Source organism: Clostridium sp. YIM B02506 (assembly GCF_022324845.1).
Lineage (GTDB): Bacteria > Bacillota > Clostridia > Clostridiales > Clostridiaceae > Clostridium_T > Clostridium_T intestinale.
The window spans coordinates 1-25,139 of the sequence record NZ_JAKGTG010000026.1; the positions used below are offsets into that span (position 1 = coordinate 1).

Consider the following 25,139-nt stretch of genomic DNA (forward strand, 5'->3'; position numbering starts at 1 on the left):
TCTTCAATTCTTCAATTCTTCAATTCTTCAATTCTTCAATTCTTCAATTCTTCAATAGGCATTTTGGCTTTTCTACTATTTTTTAGCAAGCTATTTTTTAAAAGTATTAAACAAAAAGAGCTACCAATCTAGGTAGCTCTTCAAAACAATTTTTTCTATTATATCTTACAATATTTATCTTTATACATCTCTTCATCAGCCAAATGTATAATCTCTTCTAATGTGATTTGCATATTTGAATTATATTGATATACTCCATGACTTACTGTTATATCATAAGGTTTGTGGTTTGAATTATTTATATTTTTAAACTTAAGATTTATATCTGTCCATATCTTTTCAACTTCTTCTGAGGACTTATCTATAAAGGCAATTATAAATTCATCTCCACCAAATCTAAAGAGAATATCATCTTTGTTTATTTCACTTTTCAATACTTTACAAACTGTTGATATATAGTAATCCCCTTCTGAATGTCCATAATTATCATTTACATACTTTAACTTATTTATATCTATAAAGCATATGGTTAATTCTAAAAATTCTTTTGAATCTGAGATAAGTTTTTTCTGTAATATCTCCATCCCTGTTCTTCTATTGTATACTCCGGTTAAAATGTCTGTAGCTGCATTTTTTATTAATTCAGCTTCCATCTTTTTTAGTTCTGTTATGTCAGTCATTCCACAGAGAATACATTTTTCTCCTCTATAGTTAATAACCTCATAATTAGCAATAACCCATTTACTTAAGCCATCTTTGGTTTTATGTTCTAATATGTAATTATATATATTACCTTCATTTTCTAACCTTTTTATAATATTATTTCTCTCTTCATTGTTAGAATAAAGGTCTTCTTCAGTTAAATTTTTACTTTCTTCTAAAGATATATCATAAAATTCTAGTATTTTTTTATTAACCTTTATGATTTTTCCATCCTTAAATCTTTCTATAATTAATGGATAAGGATTTATTTCAAATAATTTTTCTAAGTTACTTTTATTGTAATAATCATCTTTTCTGAATCTATATGAAATAACTACTAATATGTACGTCATTATGACCATAATAGTTGAATTAATTTCTTTTGTTGCCAATTCATATTTATCTTGCACAATTAAACTTAAACCTACTATAAATATAGCGTGATTTATAAAAAAAGTACAAAACATAAATATTGGTTCCAAAGGAAGTGCTGCTGCAACAAGGACACAAACTATAATGTATGAATCTATATTCCCTGTAAGATATTGACTATTTAAAGATGATAACATCCCAACCAATAAAGTTGAAATTAAGTATATTTTAATAACAAAAGATATATGTTTATCCTTAACATTCCTATTCTTTTTTAAATAAAACTCATAAATACCTAAATATAAAAAACACCCTAAAATTATTATAAAATGCATAACTCTAAGATTTCTAAGATAATATGTATCCTCCAGCTCTTTAAAGGTTACAAAATCTATATAGACATAATAAGCACTCAAAATAATTATAGCTATACATACAAATTTTATTCTAAGTAAAATCAAGTTGTTATTTTCTTTTTCAAATTCCTTATTGACTCTATTTTTATTTTCATCTAAGTTATAGTCAATATTTCTTATATTGTAGCTAAAAAAACTCTTTATCCATTCCATAAAATCAATCCTATCTATCCAAGTAACTAGATTATAACATAGTACTATATTATTAGTAATATCCTATAATCCATTAAAAAAATCTTATATTTCTAGGATATATTGTAAATCAGCTAGTTTACATATATAATATTATTATAGTACTATTTATTATCTTATGGAGGCTCGATTGTTTATATGAACATTTTAAAAGAAATTTTTAAAAAATTGTCCATTATAGAAGGCTTTTATGATTATATAAGAATTGTTGACCCCATAAATAAATTAGTCTTTGATTCAGATTCATTGGAATACTCTAATATACCTTGCTACAAGCATTTTGAAAATGAATCTCCATGTAAAAATTGTGTTTGCAGCAAAGCTTTTACTAACAATAATCTTTTCGCGAAGTTAGAGAATAAGGGTAAAGAGGTTTTACTTATACTATCATGTCCAATAAATATAGATGATAGCATTTATATTGTGGAAATATTTAAAAGTTTAAATAGAGATATGTCTAATAAATTGCCTAACTTTAAAAGTATAGTGGATAAACTAAATGATACAACTGTTAATGGAGTCTTTGGTAATAATAACTCGCTTTAATACAACTATGCATACCCATGGAGGTGTATATGGATATGGATAAAATAGAAAAAAATCTATTTGAGCTAGATAAGTATATATCAGAAGTTAGAGATACCCTTAACGAAATTAGCGTTACTTGCGATGAGGAAGCTCCTCGCCTTCAGTTAAGTCAATACTTAGATGAGCTTATAGTAGAATATATGAAATTAAAAATGAATAAGATAGAAAAATAAACAAGCTGGATTTTCATCCAGCTTTTTTGGGTTTTATTATATTAAATTTATATCCCTATGCTTTTTTAAAACAAAAAATCCAACAGAATAATTCTGCTGGACATATATGGCAGGGGCAGTAGGATTTGAACCCACAACCAATGGTTTTGGAGACCACTACTCTACCGTTGAGCCATACCCCTAAGACACAATAGTTATAATATCATAATCCTAATTTATTTGCAAGATATTTATTAAATATTTTTTCATTCTAGCTTTTTAGTGCCTAAAGTTAGGTTTAAACTTTTAAACAGCTCATCTATAGCCTCTTCTAAAGTATGGGCGTAATCCTTATCTTCACTATAATACTTCACTTTTATTAAGTGAACATTATTTAACTCTAGAGTTTCTCTATATTTATCAATTTGTTTATCATCACTATATAACACTATCTTATTATGAGCTTTAGATTTTATAAGCTTATCTATCTTATTATTATCTAATGCTTGTACTTTACTGTTTATATATTTACTAAAATACTCTAAGGAATAGTCAGCATAATAGAAGTCTGTACTTTCTAAATTCTTAAATACAGTTAGCTTATCTAGGTATGCTTCTTCAAAGCCCTTTATAACATCATTATAATTAGTCTCATAGTATTCTTTATTGTTAGGATCATAAGCTTGAAGCTCATTTTTAATATTAAATAAAGCTATCTTATAGTTTTCAAAGTCCATCCAATAATATGGATTTTCATTTCCACCTTCGACAGTTAATGCCTTAGTACCTCTTGAAATATCTACAACTGATACCTTATCTTTTTTTAATTCTGATATTAAATCAGTAGCCCAAGGTTCAAAATTTTTGCCTGTATATATAAATAAATCCATATTGGAAATATTGTTTATCACATCTTCATCAAAAGTAAAGCTTTTTATTTCTTCTTGGTCTTTCGCCAAATATTCTACGTTATGTTTATCTTTAACTAGCTCATTAACCATTAAATACACTGACTTATTAGATGTCATTATATTAAAAAAAGGTTCTCTAAGCTTAGTAGACTCATTTGCTTTACTAGATAAAGTCATCTTTGGATATATGGATAAAACTATAAATGCTATAAGATTTATAATTAACATCCCAAAGGTAATCTTTTTCATAATTTTCCTCCGACTTATTTACTTACATTTCTTATTGTATTACATAGTATTATTATATTCAAAGGATATTCCTAACATTTAATAAATTCTTAATTATTTCACTCTTTACTTCTTTTCTTTTTTTACGAAGTTGGATAGAATAGTAAGAAGATACTTTAAAGAAAAGGAGTTTACTTATGGAATTTATTGTTGATTCTGTAGAAAAAACTATGCACATTGGCTATATGCTAGGTGAATTAGCTAAGGCTGGTGATGTATTTTGTTTAACTGGAGATTTAGGAACGGGTAAGACCCATATTTCTAAAGGATTTGCTAAGGGTCTAGGTATATCTGAGCATATTACTTCCCCAACCTTTACAATTGTTAATGAATATAATAGCGGACGACTTCCGCTTTACCACTTTGATGTTTATAGAGTAAATGATTCTGATGAAATTATGGCTATAGGTTTTGATGAATATATTTTTGGTAATGGTGTGAGTCTAATTGAATGGGCTAACTACATAGAGGATATCCTTCCAGAAAATTTTGTCCACATAAGCATTAAAAAACTTCCACACTTAGGAGATGAATATAGAAAAATAGCTATCAGGCCTTATGGGGAAGGTTATTCGTACATAAAGGAGTTAAAACTATGAATATATTAAGTGTAGATTCTTCAACAGCTGTTGCAACTGTTGCACTTTTAAATGAAAATGGAGTTTTGGGTGAATATAATTTAAATTATCAAAAGCAACATTCTGTATTGCTTTTACCTATGATTGAAACTTTACTTAAAAATAATAATTTAAAGATAAAGGATATAGATGGTTTTGTTATTTCTGAAGGGCCTGGTTCCTTTACTGGACTTAGAATAGGTCTTGCTACCATAAAAGGTATGTCATTAGGTATAAATAAACCTTTTGTTTCTATTTCAAACCTAGATGGCTTAGCTTATAACGTATTTAACTTTACTGGTATTATATGTCCTGTTATGGATGCTTTAAGGGGTAATGTCTATACAGCTTTATATAAGAATATAGATGGTAAGCTTTCAAGGCTTTCTGATTACCTTATTATTTCTCTTAAAGAACTTTCTGAAATATTAAATGAATATAATGAACAGGTTCTTTTTATAGGTGATGGAACAATAAAATATAAGGTGGAGCTTAAGGATTTAAAAAAGGAAGCGGTTTTTCCTCCTCTTCATCTTAATTACACAAGAGCTTCTTCTTTAGGAGAATTAGGTCTTGCTAGACTTTTAAATGGTGAAAAAGATGATATTAATAATTCAATACCTCTTTATTTAAGGAAATCCCAAGCTGAAAGAGAGTATGAAAGGAAATTAGGATTAGAGTAATGGATGAATTTAATTCTAAACAATTCACAATTGTAGACATGACTTCTGAACATCTTGTTGATATATGTGAGATTTCTATTTTTTCATTTCCCATTCCTTGGAGCTATGATTCTTTTAAAAGAGAGCTAAAAAATAAATTAGCTTCTTATTTAGTTGTTATTATGGACAACAGAGTAATAGCTTATGGAGGTATATGGGTGATATTGGAAGAAGCTCATATTACTAATATAGCGGTTCATCCAGATTATAGATGTAAAGGTATAGGTGAAACTTTATTAAATGCGCTTTTAGATAAGGCTTATGCTAGAGGTGCAAAAGAAATAACTTTAGAGGTAAGAGTATCTAATCTTCCTGCTCAGTGGTTATACAAAAAATTAGGTTTTTCTGAAGAAGGAATTAGAAAAAACTACTATGAAGATAATAAAGAAGATGCTCTTATAATGTGGAAAAGATAAATGTCCTAATGTCCTAATATTATAATATTAGGACATTATAATATTAGGACAAATATAAAAACCCCGGAATATCCGAGGTTTTTTATTTTTAATCTAATATTTTACTGTTCTTATAGACTGTCTGTTTATTACTGCAATCACTGGTTTATATAGTAATACTGTTGCAGTTGATGAAATAGCTCCTTTTAAAATGTTAAATGGTACTGTTGCTACTGCAATAAAACTTCCTATGCTTCCACCTAAATCAACTTTAAAAACATTAACATACATAGGTAGTAATACAAAGTAGTTTAATAATACTGCCATTACAGTCATTGCTAATACTGATGAAACTAAACCTATTATTGCTGTCTTGAAAGTTCTATTTCTATTATATATAAATCCTGCTACAAACACCCAAGTAGCTCCTATAGCAAAGTTCGCAAACTCTCCTATAAACATTGAAGATGATCCTTTAATTAAGGTATAAAGAATATTTTTAATAAGTTCTATAACTATACCTGCTACTGGTCCTAGAGAAAAAGCTCCTATTAAAGCTGGAATATCAGATACATCAATTTTCAAAAATGGTGGAAAAAATGGTAGTGGAAAATCAAAATACATTAGTACAAAAGCTATTCCTGATAATAGTGCAATCCTAATTTGTTTGTTTAATCTTGAATCGTTCATTTATAATACGCCTCCTAAAGATATATCTTCCTGGGCAATATTAGGATAATAAAAAATAACAAAAACCCTGAATCATAAGATTCAGGGCATAATAACTAAGTAATCCTAATTACTACCTTCTTTCATCCAGACTATACTGTCGGCCTCGGAGTTTCACCGAATCATGCTAAAAAACTTAGCTCGCGGGCTATACCGCCGGTGGGGAATTACGCCCCGCCCTGAAGATAATTTAATTTTTTTCTTCTTGTCTTTATTATATATCCAAGTTTAATTTTTGACAAGATATTTTTTATTCTTGTGAAACATCCTTCATGGACAGGGATATTCTTTTTCTTTTTTCATCAACCTCTAGAATCTTAACTTTAATTATATCTCCTAATTTAACGATGTCTAGGGGGTGATTTACTCTTCTATTAGCCATTTGAGATTTATGAACTAATCCATCTTGGTGAACTCCTATATCTACAAAAGCTCCAAAGTCTGATACATTTCTAACAGTTCCCATTAATTCCATTCCAGGTTTTAAATCTTTTAAATCAATTACTCCTGATTTAAATATTGGCTTTGGAAGTTCTTCTCTTGGATCTCTTCCTGGTTTCTTAAGTTCTCCTACTATATCTTTTAGTGTAGGCTCTCCTACATTAAGTCTTGCTGCAAGTTCTTTTATTCCTATTTCTTGAACTCTTCCTTCAATATCTGTTAAAGAATCTTTTTTAAGTTCACCTTTCGAATATCCTAATTCTTTTATAAGATTGTTAGCTGTTACGTATGACTCTGGATGTACAGCTGTATTATCTAGAGGCTCGCTGCTTTCCATTACCCTTAAGAACCCTGCACACTGCTCATATGCTTTTTGTCCTAATCTTTTAACTTTTAAAAGTTCTTTTCTATTTTTGAATTTTCCATTTTCTTCTCTATATGCTACTATATTAGCTGCAATGGAGGTATTTATTCCTGATATATAACTAAGTAAAGATGGGGTCGCAACGTTTAAGTCTACGCCAACCTTATTTACGCAATCTTCTACTACTCCTTTTAGAGATTCATCAAGTTTTTTAACTGCCACATCATGTTGGTATTGACCTACTCCAATGGATTTAGTGTCTATCTTAACAAGTTCTGCTAGAGGGTCTTGAAGTCTTCTTCCTATTGATATAGCACCTCTTATTGTTACATCTAAATCAGGGTATTCCTTTTGAGCAAGTTCTGATGCGGAATAAACTGATGCACCTGCTTCTGAAACTATGCAGTAATATACATCTCTACCTGTTTCTTTTTTGATTTCAGTAATCATTTCTGCAAGCACTTCTTCTGATTCTCTAGATGCTGTACCATTTCCTAATGATATTACGTCAACGCCATATTTATTTATTAACTCTTTTAAAACCTTTATAGTTCCTTTTACATCCTTTTTAGGTACTGTTGGATAAACTGTAGCCTTCTCTAAAAATTTACCAGTATCATCTAAAACAGCTACTTTACATCCTGTTCTAAAGCCTGGGTCATATCCCATAACTACTTTTCCTTTTATAGGGGATTGCATAAGTAGGGATTTAAGATTTTCATTAAATATTCTTATAGCTCCCTCTTCACCTTTTTCTGTTAATTCACTTCTTATTTCTCTTTCAATAGAAGGATATATAAGTCTTTTTAAGGAATCTTTTATGGCTTCTTCTAAATACTTATCTGTTTCACTATTACCTTTAAGTATTCTATTTTTTAGGTAAGTAATTATTTTTTCTTCATTAGCTACTACTTTTACATTTAATATTTTCTCTTTTTCCCCTCTATTTATAGCTAATATTCTATGTGAAGGTAAAAATCTTACAGGCTCTGAATAGTCATAATACATTTCATAAGGAGTTGGTTCTTCTGAACCCCCCTTTGTTTCAAGTACACCCTCTTTAAATAAGAATTCTCTAAGCCATTTTCTATAATCCGCATTGTCTGAAATTTGTTCTGCTACTATATCCATAGCCCCTGCTAATGCTTCTTCTTCATTTAAAACAGCCTTCTCTTCATCAACAAACTCTTTAGCCTTATCTAGTAGATTCCCCTTAAATTCACCTGTGAATATAAGGTCAGCTAATGGCTTTAGCCCTTTTTCTAGAGCTATTGTTGCCCTAGTTCTTTTCTTAGGCTTAAATGGCCTATATATATCTTCAACTTCTGATTGAGTTTCTGCTTTTAATACTTTTTCTTTTATTTCTTCAGTTAAATTTCCTGTTTCTTCTATAATCCTTATTACATTTTCTTTTCTTTCATTAAGATTCCTTAAATATGTTAATCTTTCAGAAAATTTTCTTAAAACTTCATCCGTTAACCCACCAGTAACTTCTTTTCTATATCTAGCTATAAAAGGTACAGTGTTTCCTCCATCTATTAGCTCTATTACACTTTCTACCTGCTTTAAACTTATATTTAATTCTTTACTTAATACTTCATTAATGTTATTCATTTTCTCCTCCTAAAAATTTACTCCATATATTATTATAATAATAATCCTCATATAATCAAGTTTCCCCTTGTCATAGATTTTGGTTAAATATCATATGTATTTATATAGTTTTTACATAAGGGGTTTAACATGAAAAAATATATTTGGGCTTTTATAAGTCTCCTTTTCTTAACATTATTTTCAATCTCACTCTATTTTAAACTTACATACAAACCTTTTGATACTGATAATGTATTAAATAATATAAAAGAGCTCTCTTCTTCTACATACGAAGGAAGGCTTGCTGGAAGTGAGGGAAATATTAAAACCTCAGAATATATAATAAATGAACTTAGGAATAGTTCTATCAATAGCTATAATGATGATTATAGAGAAATGTTTAAAGTTAAGGCACCTAAGCTCATAAATGGTTCACCAAGTTTAATCCTTAAATCCCCAGGTGGAAATGTATATAAAGAGTTTAAATATGGTGTAGATTTTAAAGAAGATTTATTGAATTTTAAGGAAAATACCTTCTCATTTGGTGAAAAATTTAGAGATAGTAAATTATATATTTTTACTCAAAGTATAGTAATCCAAAATTCGCAAGGTTCCTTTATGTTATATGTTTCTGACAATTCTAGTGATTTTAGAAGTTCATTTTTATATAACTCTCCTTGCAGCATGTATATTTCTATCACTAAAGAGGTCTACGATGAAATCTTAGATAAACTTGGAGAAGATTATACTTTAGATTGCTTCATACCTATGGAAGTTGTTGATACAAATATACCAAATATAGTTGGAAAAATTAAAGGAAGAGATTCTACTTTGCCTCCTCTTATATTATCTGCTCACTTTGATCACTTAGGAATTGATTTAGGTGGAAACCTATATTCAGGTGCTTTAGATAACGCCTCAGGAATTTCTTTTTTATTAGAATTATCTAAAAATCTTGCTTCTTTACCTAAACCTGATAGAGATATAATTATTTTAGCCTTAAACGGAGAGGAATTTGGTTTACTAGGTTCTCAAGATTTCTCTACAAACAATTTAGATTCTATTAAGGACTCCAAATTAATAAACTTTGATATGGTGGCTTCAACTAAGGATACTTCTTTATCTATAATTTCAGGTAAATATGTGCGTAATTCTGAACTTATAGAAGACTTATCAAATATTTTAGAAAATAATAAAGTCTACTATGTAAAAAAATTTGAAGATGTTTCAGATCATGCCCCTTTTAACTCTTTAGGTATCGATGGAGTTACTTTAGGCTTTGAGGATTATTCTAACATTCATACTCCTAATGATACTTATGAATATACTAGTTCACATGGGATTAATTTAACCTATGATCTTGTATATAAATATATACTGTCTAACTATTATGGTAGTTTTACTTTCACAATTTATGACTCCAGACTTTTCTACGGATCTTTAGGGGGATTTTTGATTTTTTCATTCTTATCTATATATTTAATTTATAAAGATTTAAAAACTAAAAACTTAAATAAATAGCTACAGGAAGAAGTACTACTAAAAACAACTTTTAAACATTAGTGGTACTTCTTTTATTTATAGATTTTGATAACTGTCGATTTTTGTCTGCAAGGATTCTGTACAGATACTTTAAATGCATAGGACATTGTTGGAACAAAAAGTTGGTAGAGATATTTAGGACAATTGAGAATTTAGACTTATATTTAGTGATTTAATATGAGTTTAAAAGGCAATAATTCAAAGAAACAATCTTTTTAGGGAGATGAATTCTTTGAACCATGATAAAATTTTAGAGATAATTGATAAATATTTTTATAACAAATCTATTGAAATAAAAGAAGAATATATATATTCGAAGGAAGATATTAAAAATGCTGAAAATGTATTTAAAGTAGAAGTTAATAAAGATTGTCCTGTTTGTAAAAATAGCGAGAACGTAATTAAATATGGCAAAAGTAAAAAAGGAATACAGAGGTATAGATGCAAAAAGTGTTGTAAGAACTTTTCAGATATAACCGGCTCCCCATTAAGTTACAGCAAAAAACCAATAGATATGTGGATTAAGTACATGTTCTGTATAAAGGAAAAGCTTACGCTTAGGAAGATAGCTGAAATTCTAAATATTGACTTAAAAACTTCCTTTCACTGGAGGCATAAAATTTTAAGTGTTATTGGTACTAGGATAATGAATAAAAAGCTTTTTAATATAGAAGTAGATGAAATTAGACTAAAGGAGAGTTTTAAAGGAAATCACAGTATTAACAAGAATTTCTCAATGACCAGGCTAGATAAGGAAAGATATATGTTGAATGGACAAATTCTTAAAAGGGAAAATATAATAATACTAAACTGTAAAGATATAGAAGATAATAAGTTTATTAAGCCGTCTAGCAAATCACTTATTAATGGAGAAATACTACATACAATTTTAAAACCAATTATTGATGAAAAAAGCCGCTATATAGCTACTCCAAGAAACTGGACATATTTCTATTTTGCAAAGGACAATAACATGAAAGTTATTGTAGATGGTTCAATGGGTTTTAATACAAAATATTTTGAAAAACTTGTAATTTTAAATACATGTGGTATGCATAATAAGGAAATTATAAAAAGAGGCAGAGAATTTAAGAAATTTCTTAAGAGTTTTCATAATGTAGCAAGTAAATATTTAAGTTTTTATATTAATTGGTTTGTTATAACTTTGGAGGAAACTAATATATCCCTTGGGCTGCTGAAAAAATTTATTACAGGGAAGAAGCAGCTAAGGGCAGAAGATTTTAAAATTGTGAATTATAGAGGAGAACTTTTGAGAGATACAAACTTCTGTCATGAGGCTGTTTGTGAGTTTTAACATCTGCACAAATTTTACCAACTTTTATTTCCAACAATGTTATAAGAAGTTGAAGTAAGTATATAAAATCTCATTAGCCATAAAACGACAAAAAATCGCTAATTAACATACTATTTACAGTAATACAAGAAAAGGACATCATGAGTAACTATTAACATAGCCATCACAATGTCCTTCTCTTACATTTCTATCACTATATAACCTTACCAGGGTTTAGAATATTGCTTGGGTCAAAGGCTTTCTTTATGCCTTTCATTATAATTAAGTTTTCTTCTGGTACAGCTTTTTTAAGATATGGTCTCTTAGCTAAACCTATACCATGTTCTCCTGAGACTTGTCCTTTTAATTCTCTTCCTTTTGCATACATGTCTTCCATTACTTCAAGAAGTTTTTTATTCCAAGTTTCTTCGTCTAAGGCATCTTTTAAGATGTAAATGTGTAAGTTACCATCTCCAGCATGCCCAAAACTTCTTATTCTTATTTCATGTTTTTCTTCTAATTGATGTGTATATTTAATAAATTCTGCAACCTTATTTCTTGGAACTACAACGTCAACTTCATCCATTTCAGTTGTTGATGCTTTTATTGCTTCAAGGAAAGCTCCTCTAGCTGACCAAATAGATTCTTGTCTTTCTTCTGTATCTGATATAAGTACATCTAAAGCTCCATTTTCTAAACAAATATTAGCTACTTTTTCATAACTTGCTTCTATTTCTTCTTTGGAATTTCCATCGAAGGTTAATAAAATATATGCATCTGATTGTGAATCAGGGAATTTCTTTCCTAAAAACTCTTCTGCTGCTACTATTGCAGCTCTTTGCATGAATTCTATAGCTGTTGGTATAGTTTTTGATTTTATTATCTTAGGTACAGTTTCAATTGCTCTATCTAAATCTGGGAATGGAATAAGTAGTGATATAGCTTTCTTAGGCAATGGTAATAACTTAAGTATAGCTTTTGTTACTATTCCTAGTGTGCCTTCTGCTCCTATAATTAGATCTTTAAGGGCATAACCAGAACTATTTTTAACTACTTTTCCTCCAAGATTTGTTACTTCTCCATTAGGAAGAACAACTTCTAAACCCCTAACAAAGTCTCTTGTAACACCGTATTTAACAGCTCTCATACCACCTGCATTTGTGCTTATATTACCCCCTATTGTAGCTGTTTTTTCACCTGGATCTGGTGGGTAAAATAAGTCAAATTCCTCAACATATTTACCTATCTCCATAAGAAGTACACCTGGTTCTAATGTTAATGTTAGGTTTTCTTCATCTATTTCAAGAATTTTGTTCATTCTTGATAAATCAATTACTATTCCACCGTATATTGGAACGGCAGCTCCAACTAGTCCAGTCCCCGAACCTCTAGGAGTAACTACAATATTATTATCGTAAGCGTATTTCATAACCTTTGATACATCTTCAGTACATGCAGCTTGAACTACCAAATCAGGCATTTTTTTAACTGCTCCAAGCTCATCATGAGAATAGTCTTCTCCTATTGCTTCTTTATATAAAACTCTTTCATCGTCATTAATCAATGCTTTTATTGCTTCATAATCATTTAATTCGATATTTTTATATTCCATGATATTAAGCCTCCTTTGATAACTTTATATTCTCAATTAATTGTGGTATTATTTCATACATATCTCCTACTATTCCATAGTGAGCAACTTGGAATATTGGAGCTTTTTCATCCTTATTTATTGAGAATATAACATCTGATTTATTCATTCCTGCTGTAAACTGAACTGCTCCAGAAACTCCTAAGGTTATGATTAGTTTTGGTCTAACTGTTCTTCCACTTAAGCCTACTTGTCTCTTAGCATCTGCCCATCCTGACTCTATAAGAGGTCTTGTAACAGCAACTTCTCCTCCTAATAGTTTTGCTAGTTCTTCTACCATAGCTAAATCTTTTTCTGTTTTAACTCCTCTACCAGCTACTACTAGAACCTCAGCATCAGATATTCCAGTTTCAGCTTCCTTTTTAAATACCTCTAATACATCTATGTTTGAAGCTAATTTTTCATCTTCTATAGTACATCTTATGATTTGTCCATTTACATCTTCACTTCTCTCAGGCGCTAACATAACCTTATATCTAACAGTTGCAAGCTGTGGTCTAGAATTAGGTGTAATAATTTGAGCCATAATATTTCCACCAAAGGCTGGTCTTATTTGAACTAAATCAGTATTTTCTTTTATATCTAGCACTGTACAATCTGCTGTTAATCCTGTTCTAAATCTAGCTGCAATTCTAGGAGCTAAACTTCTACCTACTGTAGTTGCACCTACTAATATAGCCGTTGGTTTTACTTTATTTATAAAATCTTCAAAAGCAGCTGCATAAGGTTCAATTCTGAATTCTTTTAACTTTTCACTATCATATACATAAACTTTGTCTACTCCATAATGAAGTAATTCTTCAGCTTTATCCTCTATATCATGTCCTACAAATACGCAATAAACTTCTTGATTAACCTTAGCTGCAAGCTCTCTTGCTTTACCTATAAGTTCAAATGTTACAGGATGTATATCTCCCTCTACATGGTCAACATATACTCCTACGCCCTTCCATAAACTCTTATCTACTGAAGGTTTCTTTTCTCCTTCTACATATTCAAATGCGCCTTCTGGTCCTTTTCTTACACAAAGTCTACACATTTTGCAGCTTGCGTTTATCTCTATATTATTATTAACTATATCCATTGCTCCAAAAGGACATAATTTTATCGCTTCACTTTTATTATCAATTTTTTCGTTATGAACTACTAACTTTGCCATAATATTTCCCCTCCTATATAAATCTTAATTCCTTAAGAGTATGTGACATCTTTTCTACTATTTTCTCACTATCTTCTTTCCACATTTCTCTATGACTATTTACTTCAGGTGGAAAAATTCTTTCAACTTGAGTTGGTGATCCATTAAGTCCATATTTCATTTCATCTTTATCTTCGAATTCATTTAAAGATATCATTCTGATTTCTCTATTTTTTGTTGCCATTTTCTTTTTAAAGGAAGGTAATCTTGGCTGATTTATATCCTTTTCTACTGTTATTAAACAAGGGAATTTTATTTCTGCAACTTCAATTGTGTTTGGCATATCCATTTCTACAACTAAAGCATTGTCTTTAGTTTCTTTTATATTTCTTACGTTAGATATATGAGGTATATTTAAGTACTCTGCCATTTCAGGTCCAACTTGAGCTGTATCTCCGTCTGTAGTTTGTTTACCACAAAGGATTAAGTCAAAGTCACCTAATTTTCTTACTCCTTGAGAAATTGTATAAGAGGTTGCTAAAACATCAGCTCCAGCAAATTTTCTATCTGATATTATTGTCCCCTCATCTGCTCCCATAGAATAAGCTTCCATTATTACGTCTTTGGCTTGAGGAGGTCCCATAGTAATAACTTTTATTGTACCACCTAACTTTTCCTTAAGTCTTACGGCTGTTTCTAAGGCATATAAGTCATAAGGATTCATCTTTGTGTCTATTCCATCTCTTTTTAAAACTCCAGTAACAGGATCAACTTCAACCTTTGATGTTCCTGGCACTTGTTTAATACAAACAACTATATTCATTTATAACTCCTCCATTTACTAATATATTTATAATAGGTTTTACCCTAGATTCATCAAACTCCTAATAGCCCTCTTCCAAAGAAAACTATTATTCCTAGTATTATTACATAAACTAAACAAAACTTTAATGTTGTATTTAATATAGTTCCTTCTTTACCACTTAATCCAGTAGCTGCTGTTGCTACTGCTATGCTTTGTGGCGATATCATCTTTCCTGCTGTTGCTCCTACTGTATTAGCTGCTGCAAGCCAATAAGGACTTAAACCTAATCCATTTGCTGCTTCTACCTGAAGCCCTCCAAATAAAACGTTTGCAGATGTATCAGAACCTGTTACAAAAGTTCCTAATGCACCTATTATTGGAGATATTATTGGATAGAATGGACCTGTAACTGCAACTAAAACTACAGCTATAGATTTAATCATTCCGCTATACTGCATTACCTTAGCTAGTGCTACGATGGCTAATATAGTTATAAATGATTTGCTCATTTGTTTTATGGTTTGTCCTAAAACTTTTGTAATTCCTCCAAATGATAATCCTTGAATAAATCCAGCTATATAAGTAGCTATAATAATTAAAGTTCCTGGTGCTGAAAGCCATTGGAAAGTATATGCTTTTCCACCTTCACCTGTATACAAATGTACAGATGTTTTTATTGATGATAATGGTCCATTTATTGCTGGGATTAAAGGTGAAGTTACTAATATAAATGTAAACACTAATATAAATGGTAACCACGCCATAATTCCTTCTTTTAAAGTAACTTTTTCTGCATCTTCTTTTGCTTTATCTTTATGGAACATTTTTGCCCAAAGAATTGTTACTCCCATAGAAACAACTGATCCTAAAATAGCTGGCAATTCAGCTCCTAAGTATTTAGCTATGAATATTTGTGGTAATGCAAATGATAATCCTGATATTAATGAAATTCCTAATACTCCTTTTATTGCCTTAACACTTTTTCCTGTTATCATAACAAGTGCTATAGGCACAACCACAATAAGTACAAATAATTGCAATGAAACTGTGTATGATAGAGGTGCTACATCTATTCCTGTAACATTTGCTAATGTTGATACAGGTAGTCCAATAGCTCCAAATGCTGTGGGCGTAGTATTTGCCATAAGGCATATTACTGCAGCAAATATTGGTTCAAAGCCTAAGGCAACCATTATACTTGCTGGTATAGCAACTGCTGTTCCAAATCCAGCTATTGCCTCTAAGAATCCTCCAAACCCCCAAGCAAGTATTAAAACTAAAATTCTCTTATCTGTTGTAATACCTGTCATCATTTTTTTAATTGTTTCCATTCCGCCTGTATGAAGGGTTAAATTGTAGGTAAATACAGCTGCAATGATTACTATCATTATGGGCCATAATCCCATCGCAAAACCTTCTAGTGTTGCTCCTAATGCATGTGGTACTGAAACTTTCCAAACTAAAACTGCTAAAAATATTGTTATAACTAAAGCTACAGGGATTGCTTTGTATCCTGGTATTTTCAATACACCTAATGATACCATTAGCCAAATTATCGGCAAAAGCGCCAACACAAATAACAAATAACTATTCATTTTTTCTCCCCCTTTCGATATTGGTATCACCAATATTAAAATTGGTATTACCAATATCTCTATTTACATTGTAAACATTTTCTTAACGGAATGAAAGCTAAATCTAAAAAAAAACAAGCCTATTTAATATTTTTATTAAATAGGCTTGTTTTTTTAGGATATGCTATCAATAGTTGCAAAAAATATAGTTTATTTTTAAATATACTTAAAATTTATTGTTAAAATTATAACTATTTTTCCTATAATTACATCTTAACTGCTTTTTTTATGAGTTCATAATGTTTATTCATAACATCAACTATCTCTTCTTCACTTCTATTTCTAAGTGCTAAATATATACCTTCATGTATTTCCATAAGTTCATCATTGCTTTTAAACAGATTAATTATCTGACTTCTATATTCTTTTATAGATGCTTCTATCAATACGGATATAACATTCAACACATTTATTATTAATTTATTTCCACTTATAGTTGCTACTAAGCTATGTAATTCTTTATCTAATACACTATTCCTTTCTTCATCATCAGTTTCTTTCATCTCACTTATAATTGCACCTAATTTATCTAATTCATAGTCTTTTACATTTTTTACAGCAAGCTTACAACATTCCATTTCTAAAATTTCTCTTAAATTAAATATATCCTTAGGGCTGCTTTCCTGAAGCATAAACATAACTGATAATGGCTCAAATAAAGACTTTTCAAAATCATTTTTTATATAGTTTCCAGCCCCTTGCTTGCTTTCTATAAGTCCTATAACCTCTAATGCTCTTATAGCTTCTCTTACAGATGTTCTTGATACTTTTAAATTCTCTGCAAGTTCTCTTTCCGTTGGAAGTTTGTCTCCTGTTTTTAATTCTTTTCTGAATACTTTATCTTTTATATAATCAATAACTATTTTATATGCTTTTGTATTTTTTACTTCCATACTTTTTCCCTCATTTCATACTTTATATAATCTATTATATACTAAAAGGTGCTGGAAAAGATTAAAAATCCTTCAACACCTTTTAAGTATTTATTAATTTAATTTTCGCTTAATTGTGCCAAAAATGTGTTTATGAATTCCTGAATATCTCCATCCATTACACCATTTACATTTGAGGTTTCATAGTTTGTTCTATGATCCTTAACCATAGAATAAGGATGAAATACATAGGATCTTATTTGGCTTCCCCATCCCATATCCTTAAGCTCACCTGTTAAGTCTTCTATCTTATCTTTATGAGCTCTTTCTTTAAGTTCAACCAACTTAGCTTTAAGCATACTCATTGCAGTTTCTCTATTTTGTATCTGGCTTCGTTCATTTTGACATTGTACCACTACACCTGTAGGAATATGTGTTATTCTTACTGCCGAGTCTGTTGTATTAACATGCTGTCCACCTGCACCACTAGCTCTGTAAGTATCAATCTTTAAATCTACTGGATTTATTTCTATGTCTTGCTCTTTTGTAAGTTCTGGTAATATTTCTACTGAAGAAAATGAAGTTTGCCTTTTGCCATTAGCATTAAATGGTGATATTCTAACTAGTCTATGGATTCCTTTTTCTGCTTTTAAGTATCCGTAAGCATATTCTCCCTCAACTCTTAGAGTTACACTTTTTATTCCTGCTTCATCACCTTCTAAGTACTCTAGTGTTTGAAGTTTATATCCCATCTTATCACAATAACGTGTATACATTCTAAGGAGCATTTCTGTCCAATCATTTGCATCCGTTCCACCAACACCTGTATGAAGAGTTAATATAGCATTATTTCTATCATACTCTCCTGAAAGAAGTATTTGAATCTTGAGATTTTCTATTTCCTTAAATATCCCTTTAACTTCCCCTATTATCTCTTTAGGAGTTTCTTCATCATCCTCTTCTAACAGTTCAAATAATATCTCAACATCTTCAACTCTAGTATTTAAAGAACTGAAATAATCTAGTTTATCCTTTATTCTCTTAGCTTCTTGAGTTATTTCCCCTGCCTTATTAATGTCCTCCCAAAAAGATGTTTCTTGCATTTTAAATTCTAGTTCTTCAAGCTTTTTCTTTAACCCACCTAGGTCAAAGTGAAGCCCCCATTTCTTTTAAATTTTCTTTTATTAGTTTTAGTCTGCTTATAGAATTTTCTAACTCTAATATCATAAAAAAATCACCACTTTCTTCATTTTTTTTGATAAAGGAAAAAATTCAGACACGCTGAATTTTTCCTAGATGTTGCTTTATATTATATAGAAGTTCTTCCATGACAGTTTTTATATTTTTTACCTGATCCACATGGGCAAGGATCGTTTCTTCCTACTTTTTTATCTTTTTTTACTGGTTCTTGTTTAAGATCTTCTGGCTGTTCTCCATGAGATGCTCCAGTTTCTTTGATTACTCTTTCTCTTTCTGGTTTCTTTTCAACTCTAACATGGAATAATAACTTTATAGTTTCTACCTTTATGTTTTCTATCATTTCTTCAAACATTGCAGAACCCTCAAATTGATATGCTTGAGTTGGGTTTTGTTGTTTATATGCTCTAAGTCCTATACCTTGTTTTAGGTGATCCATACTATCTATATGATCCATCCACTTAGTATCAACTACTCTTAGAAGAACTACTCTTTCAATTTCTCTGATTTGCTCTTCACCAAATTCTAGTTCTTTGCCCTCATATATTTCTTTAGCTTTTTTAAGTATAGCTTCTTTTATTTCATCATTTGAAAGTTTAGCTAACTCATTTACCTCAAAGCTTCCATGTGGCAAGAATATTTCTTCTAAATAAGCAAGCAATTTCTTGATTTCTTCATCAATATTATCAGTTGCATTTTCTAAGTGAGCATCTACAGATCCATCTATAAGTTCTTTTAACATATCTTGAACTTGATCCTTAAGATTTTCACCTTCTAAAACTTCTGATCTTTGTTTGTAGATAACTTCTCTTTGCATATTCATAACATCATCATAGCCAAGTAAAGTTTTTCTTATATCAAAGTTATTTCCTTCAACTTTCTTTTGTGCATTTTCAATAGATTTTGAAACCATTTTACTCTCAATAGCTTCATCATCAGTAAATCCAAACTTCTCTATCATTGGTGTTATTTTTTCTGCACCAAATATTCTCATTAAGTCATCTTCTAATGAAATATAGAATCTTGATGACCCTGGATCTCCTTGTCTTCCTGCACGTCCTCTAAGCTGATTATCTATTCTTCTAGACTCATGTCTTTCAGTACCTATTATCTTTAATCCACCTACGTCTGTAACACCTTCTCCAAGTTTAATATCAGTACCTCTACCAGCCATATTAGTAGCTATTGTTACTGTACCTCTTTCACCTGCATGAGAAACTATTTCAGCTTCTTGCTCATGGTATTTCGCATTTAATACTCTATGAGGAATTCCTTTTCTCTTTAAAAGTTCAGATAAAACTTCTGACTTTTCTATACTTACTGTACCTACTAGAACAGGTTGACCTGTTTGGTAAGTTTCTGTTATTTCTTCTACTACAGCTAAGAACTTACCTTTTTCTGTTTTATATACTACATCTGGTAAATCTTGTCTTGCTATAGGCATATGTGTAGGTATTACAATAACGTCTAAGTTATATATTTCTCTGAATTCCAATTCTTCTGTTAAAGCTGTACCTGTCATACCTGATAATTTGTCATACATTCTAAAGTAATTTTGGAAGGTAATAGTTGCTAAAGTTTTTGATTCCCTCTCAACTTTAACGCCTTCTTTTGCTTCTATAGCTTGGTGAAGACCATCTGAATATCTTCTTCCTTCCATAAGTCTTCCTGTAAATTCATCAACTATTATAACTTCGCCATCTTTAACCATGTAATCTTTATCTCTTTTCATTACATAATTAGCTTTAAGAGCTTGAGTTATGTAATGTTGAAGTTCAATATTACCTGCATCTGCATAGTTATCAACTTTGAAAGCACCTTCAGCCATTTCAACACCTGCTTCTGTAAGCATTGCTGCATTAGCTTTTTCATCTATTGTAAAATGCTCTTCTTTATTTAATCTTTTTACAAAATAATCTGCTATTTTATAAAACTCTGTAGACTTTTCCCCTGCTCCAGAAATTATAAGCGGAGTTCTAGCCTCATCTATTAAAATTGAGTCAACTTCATCCACTATGGCAAAGTTTAACTTTCTTTGAACTCTTTCTTCTTTATAAATTACCATGTTATCTCTTAGGTAATCAAATCCATATTCATTATTTGTTCCATAAGTTATGTCAGCTGCATAAGCAGTTCTTCTTTGATCATTGTTTAATCCATGAACTATTACACCAGTAGTTAATCCTAAAAATTCGTAAACTTTTCCCATCCAATCTCTATCTCTTTTTGCTAGGTAGTCATTTACTGTTACAATATGAACTCCATTTCCTGATAAAGCATTTAGATAAGCAGGAAGTGTAGCAACAAGAGTTTTACCTTCTCCAGTTTTCATTTCTGAAATTCTACCTTGATGTAAAACTATACCACCAATTAATTGTTCTCTATAATGTTTCATTCCAAGTGTTCTAGAAGCAGCTTCTCTAACAACAGCAAAGGCTTCTGGAAGTATATGATCTAAAGATTCCCCATTTTGTACTCTTTCCTTAAACTCATCTGTTTTTCCTCTAAGTTCATCATCACTTAAAGCTTCCATAGCCGCTCCCAATGAATCTATCTTATCTACAATAGGTCTTATCCTTTTTACTTCTCTCTCACTATAATTTCCAAATAACTTATTTAGTAATCCCATTAATCGATCCTCGCAATCTATATTTTATTTACCGATACACTTTATAAATTATATCACTTATTTATTATAATAATCAACCAAAAACCTTTAAGTATAGTATTTTTAGAGGTTTTTGGTAAAAAAATAAAACCTCCTAATATAAGAAGGTCTTATTTTCTATTCTTTTTCTACTAAAACAACCCCTACGAGTCCTGGTCCACTATGAACTCCTGATACAGGGCTGATATCTCCACCATAATTAACAGAGCTTACATTATCTATTTTTTCAAATTGATCTATCATATATTGGCAATCCTCATCTGAGCAACCATTTAATACAATTATATCATGCTCTTTGTCGTTAACAATCTCTTTAACTATATTAACCATTTTATTTAAGGATTGTTTTCTACCTCTTACCTTACTATGAGTGAAGTATCTTCCCTCATCATCCACGGCTACAATTGGCTTTAAATTCAATAAATCTCCTATGGTTCCGGATATTCTACCGATTCTTCCACCCTTTCTTAAATATTCTAATGTTCCAACTACAAAAAATAATTTAACCTTTTTCCTTAATTCAGGCAATATATTTTTTATATAGTTGAAGTCTTTTCCTTGTTCTATAAGTTCTGCACATTTTTTTACAAGTATTCCTTCTCCCCAAGATATAGTCTTAGAATCATACACAAAAGATTCAATATTATCATGGTTTTCACTTACAAGTCTTAAAGCATTACTAATTCCAGATAATCCACTTGATAATGTTATAGCTATCGCATGGGTATATCCTTCCTTCTCTAACTCATCATATAGGTCTTCCATATCTTGAGCTAATGGTAATGAGGATGTTGGAATTTCTTTTTCAAAGTTATCATAAACTTCTTTCGGAGTAATTTCATATTTATCTTTATACTCACGATCCTTATATATAATTCTAAACGGTAGAATTTTTATATTGTACTTTTCTATAATATCTTGAGGCAAATCACTAGTTGTATCTGTTATTAATGCAATTTTCTCCATTGGTTTCCTCCTAAAATGTTTATGCTACAATTATATCATTATTGATAACCTTATCAATAGCTATATAGTTTTTTTAAGAAAAATAAAATATTTTTAGACATAAAAAAAGAGCTTTTCAGCTCTTTTTAATACATTTCTGGTTCAATCAGACCATATTGTCCGTCTTTTCTCTTATATACAACATTCATATCGTTTGATTCAGAATCTTGGAATACAAAGAAGTTATGCCCTAAAAGTTCCATTTGTAGAATTGCTTCTTCAGTTGACATTGGTTTAACACTAAATCTTTTAGTTTTAACTACATTAAACTCTTCTTCATTATCATCATTTTCTGCTGCTACTTCACTAAATGATGCATATCTTAATGAATCAGCTCCATGATTTCTTCTAGAAAGCTTTGTTCTTTGTTTTCTTATTTGTCTTTCTAACTTTTCTTCTACTAAATCTATAGATTTATATAAATCATCTGTTGCTTCTTCTCCTCTTAATATAACTCCATTAAAAGGAATAGTAACTTCTATTATTTGTCTATTTTTTTGTACACTTAAGGTTGCCCTTGCCTCTACTTCTGGGTTAAAGTATTTTCCAAGCTTTGATATCTTTTTTTCTACTGTTTCCTTCAAGGCCTTTGTTAATTCAATATTTTTTGCTATTACAGTTACTTTCATAAAGTCAACCCCTTCCACCCTTAACTATTAATTAGTTAAGAACCTGTTTGTTATAAACATTTTACAGCTTATTCTACATAATTTCAACTCGTTTTTTCTGAATTTACAGAATATTAAGAGAGTTTTTCTTCTTCAATCTTCTTCATACTTAGTTATTCCCTATATTACATCTTTATGTATATGTTTTCATTGGCTTTTTAATTATAATTTATTATCAAAATATATATTTAATATTTTTATATTTAAAAAAACAAAAAAACAGTCCTAAAAGACTGTTATACCGCATGATACATTGTATTGAGACTAGCTGACCTGGTCTTTGACCCCACACTCGCCTTTTGTCTAAAATGATTTTATAGATTTTGCTAACTTTAGATAAAGCGAGTGTTTTCAAGGATTAACCCTATATAGCTTAACGTTAATTAGTTTTATTATATTCTTACTAAGTGGCTAATTAGTGGCTAAAATAAAATATGGTGAGATTCTAACTTAAAGATCTCACCTTTATATATTCAATGCATATTAATTCATATTCTAAACATCATTATTAATGTAGAAACTCAAATTTACATTCTCTCAAGCAACTCTTTTTTCTTCTGAGTAAACTCTTGTTCTGATAGTATTCCTACATCCCTTAAATCTGCTAGTTTTTTGATTTGTTCAGGGATATCTATAGAAGTGTTATTAGATTGATTTTCTAATTTTATAACATTCTTATTTTTTAATGCTTTTTCTATAGCAATTTTAGCTGCTTCAACTATTTGTTTTTTAGATGATAAATCTACTTCTATTATATAGTTATTAGAAATTACCTGGATAACTCCACTTACTAAAGGCATTTTACTTACTCTATAAGAAGATACTTCGCTTATAGGTATTTGTTCAAAATGTGTTCCTAAAATATTATTTGCGTGAAAAACTCTTTTAGCCGTAATTACAAATATTCCAGCTATTTTATTCTTAATATCTAATGGATTAGATTCCAATTTATTCCCTGACTTATTTATAGATGCATTACCTGGATATATGAACAAAACTCTCTCATCAGCTTCCAAATATTCTTCTGCACATTTATAGTCTTTTTTCATCCCAAAAGTAGGCAATTTTAAACTTTTAATTAGATCCTCAATATCTTTTCTCATAACTCTCTCCCATAAAATATGTATAAGAAAAATATACCATAATATAGTAAGTTTTTGTATAGAGTATGTTGAGATTTTCTAAAAAGAAAAGTTACATAAGAATTGATTTTTCTATTAAATTTATTTTATGCTCTATGGCTATCTTTATATTAACTTTAATCTTAACCTAAAAATAGACTCTCATAAGAGAGCCTGTAATTTATTTCTATGTTGCTAGCTTGTACTTCTTTAGTATTTATTTTCTTTATAATCCAAAAATACATTGGCCCTATCTAAAATTTTAGTCCTATAATTCGGATTCGGCACTGTATATATATTTTGATTATCTAATGACCAAAAATCTCCATCTATTGTCGCAACGCTATTTATTTCATTATTATGATAAATCGCTACATGAGTAGCGTCTCTTTCCCCTATGATATATTTAGTATTCCTTTGAATATCCCTTATTTGTCTTGTAAAGGACTCATTGCCGTCATAGTCTAATTCCATTGAATACTTCTTTATAGAATTATTTATTTTATCTATTTCTACATCTATTTGTTCTGCAATATTTGCATTAGTTTCAATTAAATTTTCATAGAAGAGTTTCATATTGTATGTGCCGTTTCTATATTTAGGAACTATAATTTTTTCCCTTTTAGCATATTCCTCTAAAAAGGCTTTTTTTGTTATATGTTGTATTTCTCCAAAAACTACGCCAGATGTGCATAGTATAGTTCCGTTATTAGCACAATGTTCTATAAAGTCTCTACAATCTTTTCCATATGTTGAATTATGACCATAAGCCTCATTCCAAAAGCATGTGTCTACATATATAGCCTCAGGAATCTTATTAAACTTATATTTATCAGCTTTTTTCTCAAGTAAAAAAATAGAAGCTTTATTCACCAAGTCTCCCCCCTCATATCCAAAAGGGCTTCCCTTCTTAATTTATATGGCGCTTTTTTGTCATCGTAATCCTCAAATTCTTTTGCTACTACTTCAGCTCTCTTGTCAATATCTAAATTATAAAAGGGGTGTTTCTGAGCTTTCTTTTTTAAATCATCCAAACCTCTTTTCATAATACCCACCTTTAAA

23 protein-coding genes, 1 tRNA gene and 1 riboswitch are annotated in these 25,139 nt (G+C 29.9%); of the genes, 7 read left to right on the forward strand and 17 right to left on the reverse strand.

What is annotated here, in order from left to right; genetic code table 11:
• Positions 1-158 precede the first annotated feature (158 nt).
• Positions 159-1,643 carry a diguanylate cyclase gene (locus tag L1S49_RS16945; RefSeq protein WP_238906600.1) on the reverse strand — a complete coding sequence of 495 codons (1,485 nt, stop codon included), beginning with the start codon at positions 1,641-1,643 and terminating at the stop codon, positions 159-161.
• Positions 1,644-1,820: 177 nt separating this feature from the next.
• Between L1S49_RS16945 and L1S49_RS16950 the strand changes: the two genes are divergently transcribed.
• Positions 1,821-2,228, forward strand: coding sequence for a hypothetical protein (locus L1S49_RS16950; RefSeq protein ID WP_238906601.1), 408 nt, complete (start codon positions 1,821-1,823; stop codon positions 2,226-2,228).
• Between the two features lie 29 nt (positions 2,229-2,257).
• Positions 2,258-2,443: a Spo0E family sporulation regulatory protein-aspartic acid phosphatase gene (locus tag L1S49_RS16955; protein WP_021800516.1), complete on the forward strand. Its 186-nt coding sequence runs from the start codon at positions 2,258-2,260 to the stop codon at positions 2,441-2,443.
• 107 nt (positions 2,444-2,550) lie between these two features.
• Here L1S49_RS16955 and L1S49_RS16960 read toward each other — a convergent pair.
• Positions 2,551-2,625: transfer RNA gene (locus tag L1S49_RS16960), tRNA-Trp, on the reverse strand.
• Positions 2,626-2,688: 63 nt separating this feature from the next.
• On the reverse strand, positions 2,689-3,582 hold the full coding sequence (locus L1S49_RS16965) for a zinc ABC transporter substrate-binding protein (protein ID WP_238906602.1): 894 nt from the start codon (positions 3,580-3,582) through the stop codon (positions 2,689-2,691).
• Between the two features lie 176 nt (positions 3,583-3,758).
• Here L1S49_RS16965 and tsaE point away from each other — a divergent pair, with 176 nt between their 5' ends.
• The 3 genes from tsaE to rimI are packed head-to-tail and all read left to right on the forward strand — an operon-like array spanning position 3,759 to position 5,376.
• Positions 3,759-4,220, forward strand: a complete 462-nt coding sequence (gene tsaE / locus L1S49_RS16970; protein ID WP_238906603.1) for a tRNA (adenosine(37)-N6)-threonylcarbamoyltransferase complex ATPase subunit type 1 TsaE — start codon at positions 3,759-3,761, stop codon at positions 4,218-4,220.
• Complete coding sequence (gene tsaB / locus L1S49_RS16975; protein WP_238906604.1) at positions 4,217-4,921, forward strand: tRNA (adenosine(37)-N6)-threonylcarbamoyltransferase complex dimerization subunit type 1 TsaB; 705 nt, start codon at positions 4,217-4,219, stop codon at positions 4,919-4,921. Before tsaE ends, tsaB begins: the two co-directional genes overlap by 4 nt.
• A complete protein-coding gene (gene rimI, locus L1S49_RS16980; protein WP_238906605.1) occupies positions 4,921-5,376 on the forward strand; it encodes a ribosomal protein S18-alanine N-acetyltransferase in 456 nt (151 codons plus the stop codon). The genes tsaB and rimI overlap by 1 nt, the downstream gene beginning before the upstream one ends.
• Before the next feature lie 93 nt (positions 5,377-5,469).
• Here the strand turns inward: rimI and L1S49_RS16985 are convergent, their stop codons facing one another.
• Both L1S49_RS16985 and L1S49_RS16990 read right to left on the reverse strand, forming a co-directional pair.
• The gene (locus tag L1S49_RS16985; protein WP_073022608.1) at positions 5,470-6,045 is read right to left on the reverse strand and encodes an ECF transporter S component; all 576 of its coding nucleotides are present in this window, start codon (positions 6,043-6,045) and stop codon (positions 5,470-5,472) included.
• Positions 6,046-6,155: 110 nt separating this feature from the next.
• Positions 6,156-6,275, reverse strand: a riboswitch (FMN riboswitch).
• A 59-nt stretch (positions 6,276-6,334) separates the two neighbouring features.
• A complete protein-coding gene (locus L1S49_RS16990) occupies positions 6,335-8,503 on the reverse strand; it encodes a Tex family protein (protein ID WP_238906606.1) in 2,169 nt (722 codons plus the stop codon).
• 129 nt (positions 8,504-8,632) lie between these two features.
• Here L1S49_RS16990 and L1S49_RS16995 point away from each other — a divergent pair, with 129 nt between their 5' ends.
• Together L1S49_RS16995 and L1S49_RS17000 are read left to right on the forward strand one after the other, a co-directional pair.
• Positions 8,633-10,003, forward strand: coding sequence for a M28 family metallopeptidase (locus L1S49_RS16995; protein ID WP_238906607.1), 1,371 nt, complete (start codon positions 8,633-8,635; stop codon positions 10,001-10,003).
• A gap of 253 nt (positions 10,004-10,256) precedes the next feature.
• Positions 10,257-11,339: an IS1 family transposase gene (locus L1S49_RS17000; protein ID WP_238906608.1), complete on the forward strand. Its 1,083-nt coding sequence runs from the start codon at positions 10,257-10,259 to the stop codon at positions 11,337-11,339.
• A gap of 193 nt (positions 11,340-11,532) precedes the next feature.
• Here L1S49_RS17000 and L1S49_RS17005 read toward each other — a convergent pair whose 3' ends face one another.
• The 12 genes from L1S49_RS17005 to L1S49_RS17060 all read right to left on the reverse strand — a co-directional run bounded on the left by L1S49_RS17005 (position 11,533) and on the right by L1S49_RS17060 (position 25,123).
• Positions 11,533-12,930, reverse strand: coding sequence for an FAD-binding oxidoreductase (locus L1S49_RS17005; protein WP_073022612.1), 1,398 nt, complete (start codon positions 12,928-12,930; stop codon positions 11,533-11,535).
• Positions 12,931-12,934: 4 nt separating this feature from the next.
• Positions 12,935-14,128: an electron transfer flavoprotein subunit alpha/FixB family protein gene (locus L1S49_RS17010; protein ID WP_238906609.1), complete on the reverse strand. Its 1,194-nt coding sequence runs from the start codon at positions 14,126-14,128 to the stop codon at positions 12,935-12,937.
• Positions 14,129-14,141: 13 nt separating this feature from the next.
• Positions 14,142-14,930: an electron transfer flavoprotein subunit beta/FixA family protein gene (locus tag L1S49_RS17015; protein WP_238906610.1), complete on the reverse strand. Its 789-nt coding sequence runs from the start codon at positions 14,928-14,930 to the stop codon at positions 14,142-14,144.
• Between the two features lie 53 nt (positions 14,931-14,983).
• The gene (locus L1S49_RS17020; protein WP_238906611.1) at positions 14,984-16,507 is read right to left on the reverse strand and encodes an L-lactate permease; all 1,524 of its coding nucleotides are present in this window, start codon (positions 16,505-16,507) and stop codon (positions 14,984-14,986) included.
• A 245-nt stretch (positions 16,508-16,752) separates the two neighbouring features.
• A complete protein-coding gene (locus tag L1S49_RS17025; protein ID WP_238906612.1) occupies positions 16,753-17,439 on the reverse strand; it encodes a FadR/GntR family transcriptional regulator in 687 nt (228 codons plus the stop codon).
• A 98-nt stretch (positions 17,440-17,537) separates the two neighbouring features.
• Positions 17,538-18,645 (reverse strand): peptide chain release factor 2 gene (prfB, locus tag L1S49_RS17030; protein WP_238906613.1). Its coding sequence is split into 2 segments (ribosomal slippage): positions 17,538-18,572 and positions 18,574-18,645, totalling 1,107 coding nucleotides; the frame shifts between segments, so codons are not numbered across the junction.
• 82 nt (positions 18,646-18,727) lie between these two features.
• Positions 18,728-21,244 (reverse strand): preprotein translocase subunit SecA, encoded by a 2,517-nt coding sequence (secA, locus tag L1S49_RS17035; RefSeq protein ID WP_238906614.1) that lies wholly within the window; start codon positions 21,242-21,244, stop codon positions 18,728-18,730.
• Between the two features lie 156 nt (positions 21,245-21,400).
• Positions 21,401-22,249, reverse strand: coding sequence for a DegV family protein (locus tag L1S49_RS17040; RefSeq protein WP_238906615.1), 849 nt, complete (start codon positions 22,247-22,249; stop codon positions 21,401-21,403).
• A gap of 125 nt (positions 22,250-22,374) precedes the next feature.
• Entirely contained in the window at positions 22,375-22,917 is a 543-nt protein-coding gene (gene raiA / locus L1S49_RS17045; RefSeq protein ID WP_238906616.1) for a ribosome-associated translation inhibitor RaiA, read from the reverse strand.
• A 566-nt stretch (positions 22,918-23,483) separates the two neighbouring features.
• Positions 23,484-24,059, reverse strand: coding sequence for an SHOCT domain-containing protein (locus L1S49_RS17050; protein ID WP_238906617.1), 576 nt, complete (start codon positions 24,057-24,059; stop codon positions 23,484-23,486).
• Between the two features lie 228 nt (positions 24,060-24,287).
• Positions 24,288-24,950, reverse strand: a complete 663-nt coding sequence (locus L1S49_RS17055; protein ID WP_238906618.1) for a PIN domain-containing protein — start codon at positions 24,948-24,950, stop codon at positions 24,288-24,290.
• A complete protein-coding gene (locus L1S49_RS17060; RefSeq protein ID WP_238906619.1) occupies positions 24,947-25,123 on the reverse strand; it encodes a hypothetical protein in 177 nt (58 codons plus the stop codon). The genes L1S49_RS17055 and L1S49_RS17060 overlap by 4 nt, the downstream gene beginning before the upstream one ends.
• Between the last annotated feature and the right edge of the window lie 16 nt (positions 25,124-25,139).

Bases quoted from the DNA above. Each gene is read 5' to 3' on its own strand.
- L1S49_RS16945 (WP_238906600.1), bottom strand. From the start codon at position 1,643: ATGGAATGGATAAAGAGTTTTTTTAGCTACAATATAAGAAATATTGAC.
- L1S49_RS17010 (WP_238906609.1), bottom strand. From the start codon at position 14,128: ATGGCAAAGTTAGTAGTTCATAACGAAAAAATTGATAATAAAAGTGAA.
- L1S49_RS17040 (WP_238906615.1), bottom strand. From the start codon at position 22,249: ATGGAGAAAATTGCATTAATAACAGATACAACTAGTGATTTGCCTCAA.
- tsaE (WP_238906603.1), top strand. From the start codon at position 3,759: ATGGAATTTATTGTTGATTCTGTAGAAAAAACTATGCACATTGGCTAT.
- L1S49_RS17005 (WP_073022612.1), bottom strand. From the start codon at position 12,930: ATGGAATATAAAAATATCGAATTAAATGATTATGAAGCAATAAAAGCA.
- L1S49_RS17060 (WP_238906619.1), bottom strand. From the start codon at position 25,123: ATGAAAAGAGGTTTGGATGATTTAAAAAAGAAAGCTCAGAAACACCCC.
- L1S49_RS16965 (WP_238906602.1), bottom strand. From the start codon at position 3,582: ATGAAAAAGATTACCTTTGGGATGTTAATTATAAATCTTATAGCATTT.
- L1S49_RS17020 (WP_238906611.1), bottom strand. From the start codon at position 16,507: ATGAATAGTTATTTGTTATTTGTGTTGGCGCTTTTGCCGATAATTTGG.
- L1S49_RS17050 (WP_238906617.1), bottom strand. From the start codon at position 24,059: ATGAGAAAAGATATTGAGGATCTAATTAAAAGTTTAAAATTGCCTACT.
- L1S49_RS16985 (WP_073022608.1), bottom strand. From the start codon at position 6,045: ATGAACGATTCAAGATTAAACAAACAAATTAGGATTGCACTATTATCA.
- L1S49_RS16950 (WP_238906601.1), top strand. From the start codon at position 1,821: ATGAACATTTTAAAAGAAATTTTTAAAAAATTGTCCATTATAGAAGGC.
- L1S49_RS17025 (WP_238906612.1), bottom strand. From the start codon at position 17,439: ATGGAAGTAAAAAATACAAAAGCATATAAAATAGTTATTGATTATATA.
- raiA (WP_238906616.1), bottom strand. From the start codon at position 22,917: ATGAAAGTAACTGTAATAGCAAAAAATATTGAATTAACAAAGGCCTTG.
- L1S49_RS16990 (WP_238906606.1), bottom strand. From the start codon at position 8,503: ATGAATAACATTAATGAAGTATTAAGTAAAGAATTAAATATAAGTTTA.
- tsaB (WP_238906604.1), top strand. From the start codon at position 4,217: ATGAATATATTAAGTGTAGATTCTTCAACAGCTGTTGCAACTGTTGCA.
- L1S49_RS16995 (WP_238906607.1), top strand. From the start codon at position 8,633: ATGAAAAAATATATTTGGGCTTTTATAAGTCTCCTTTTCTTAACATTA.
- secA (WP_238906614.1), bottom strand. From the start codon at position 21,244: ATGGGATTACTAAATAAGTTATTTGGAAATTATAGTGAGAGAGAAGTA.
- L1S49_RS16955 (WP_021800516.1), top strand. From the start codon at position 2,258: ATGGATATGGATAAAATAGAAAAAAATCTATTTGAGCTAGATAAGTAT.
- rimI (WP_238906605.1), top strand. From the start codon at position 4,921: ATGGATGAATTTAATTCTAAACAATTCACAATTGTAGACATGACTTCT.
- L1S49_RS17015 (WP_238906610.1), bottom strand. From the start codon at position 14,930: ATGAATATAGTTGTTTGTATTAAACAAGTGCCAGGAACATCAAAGGTT.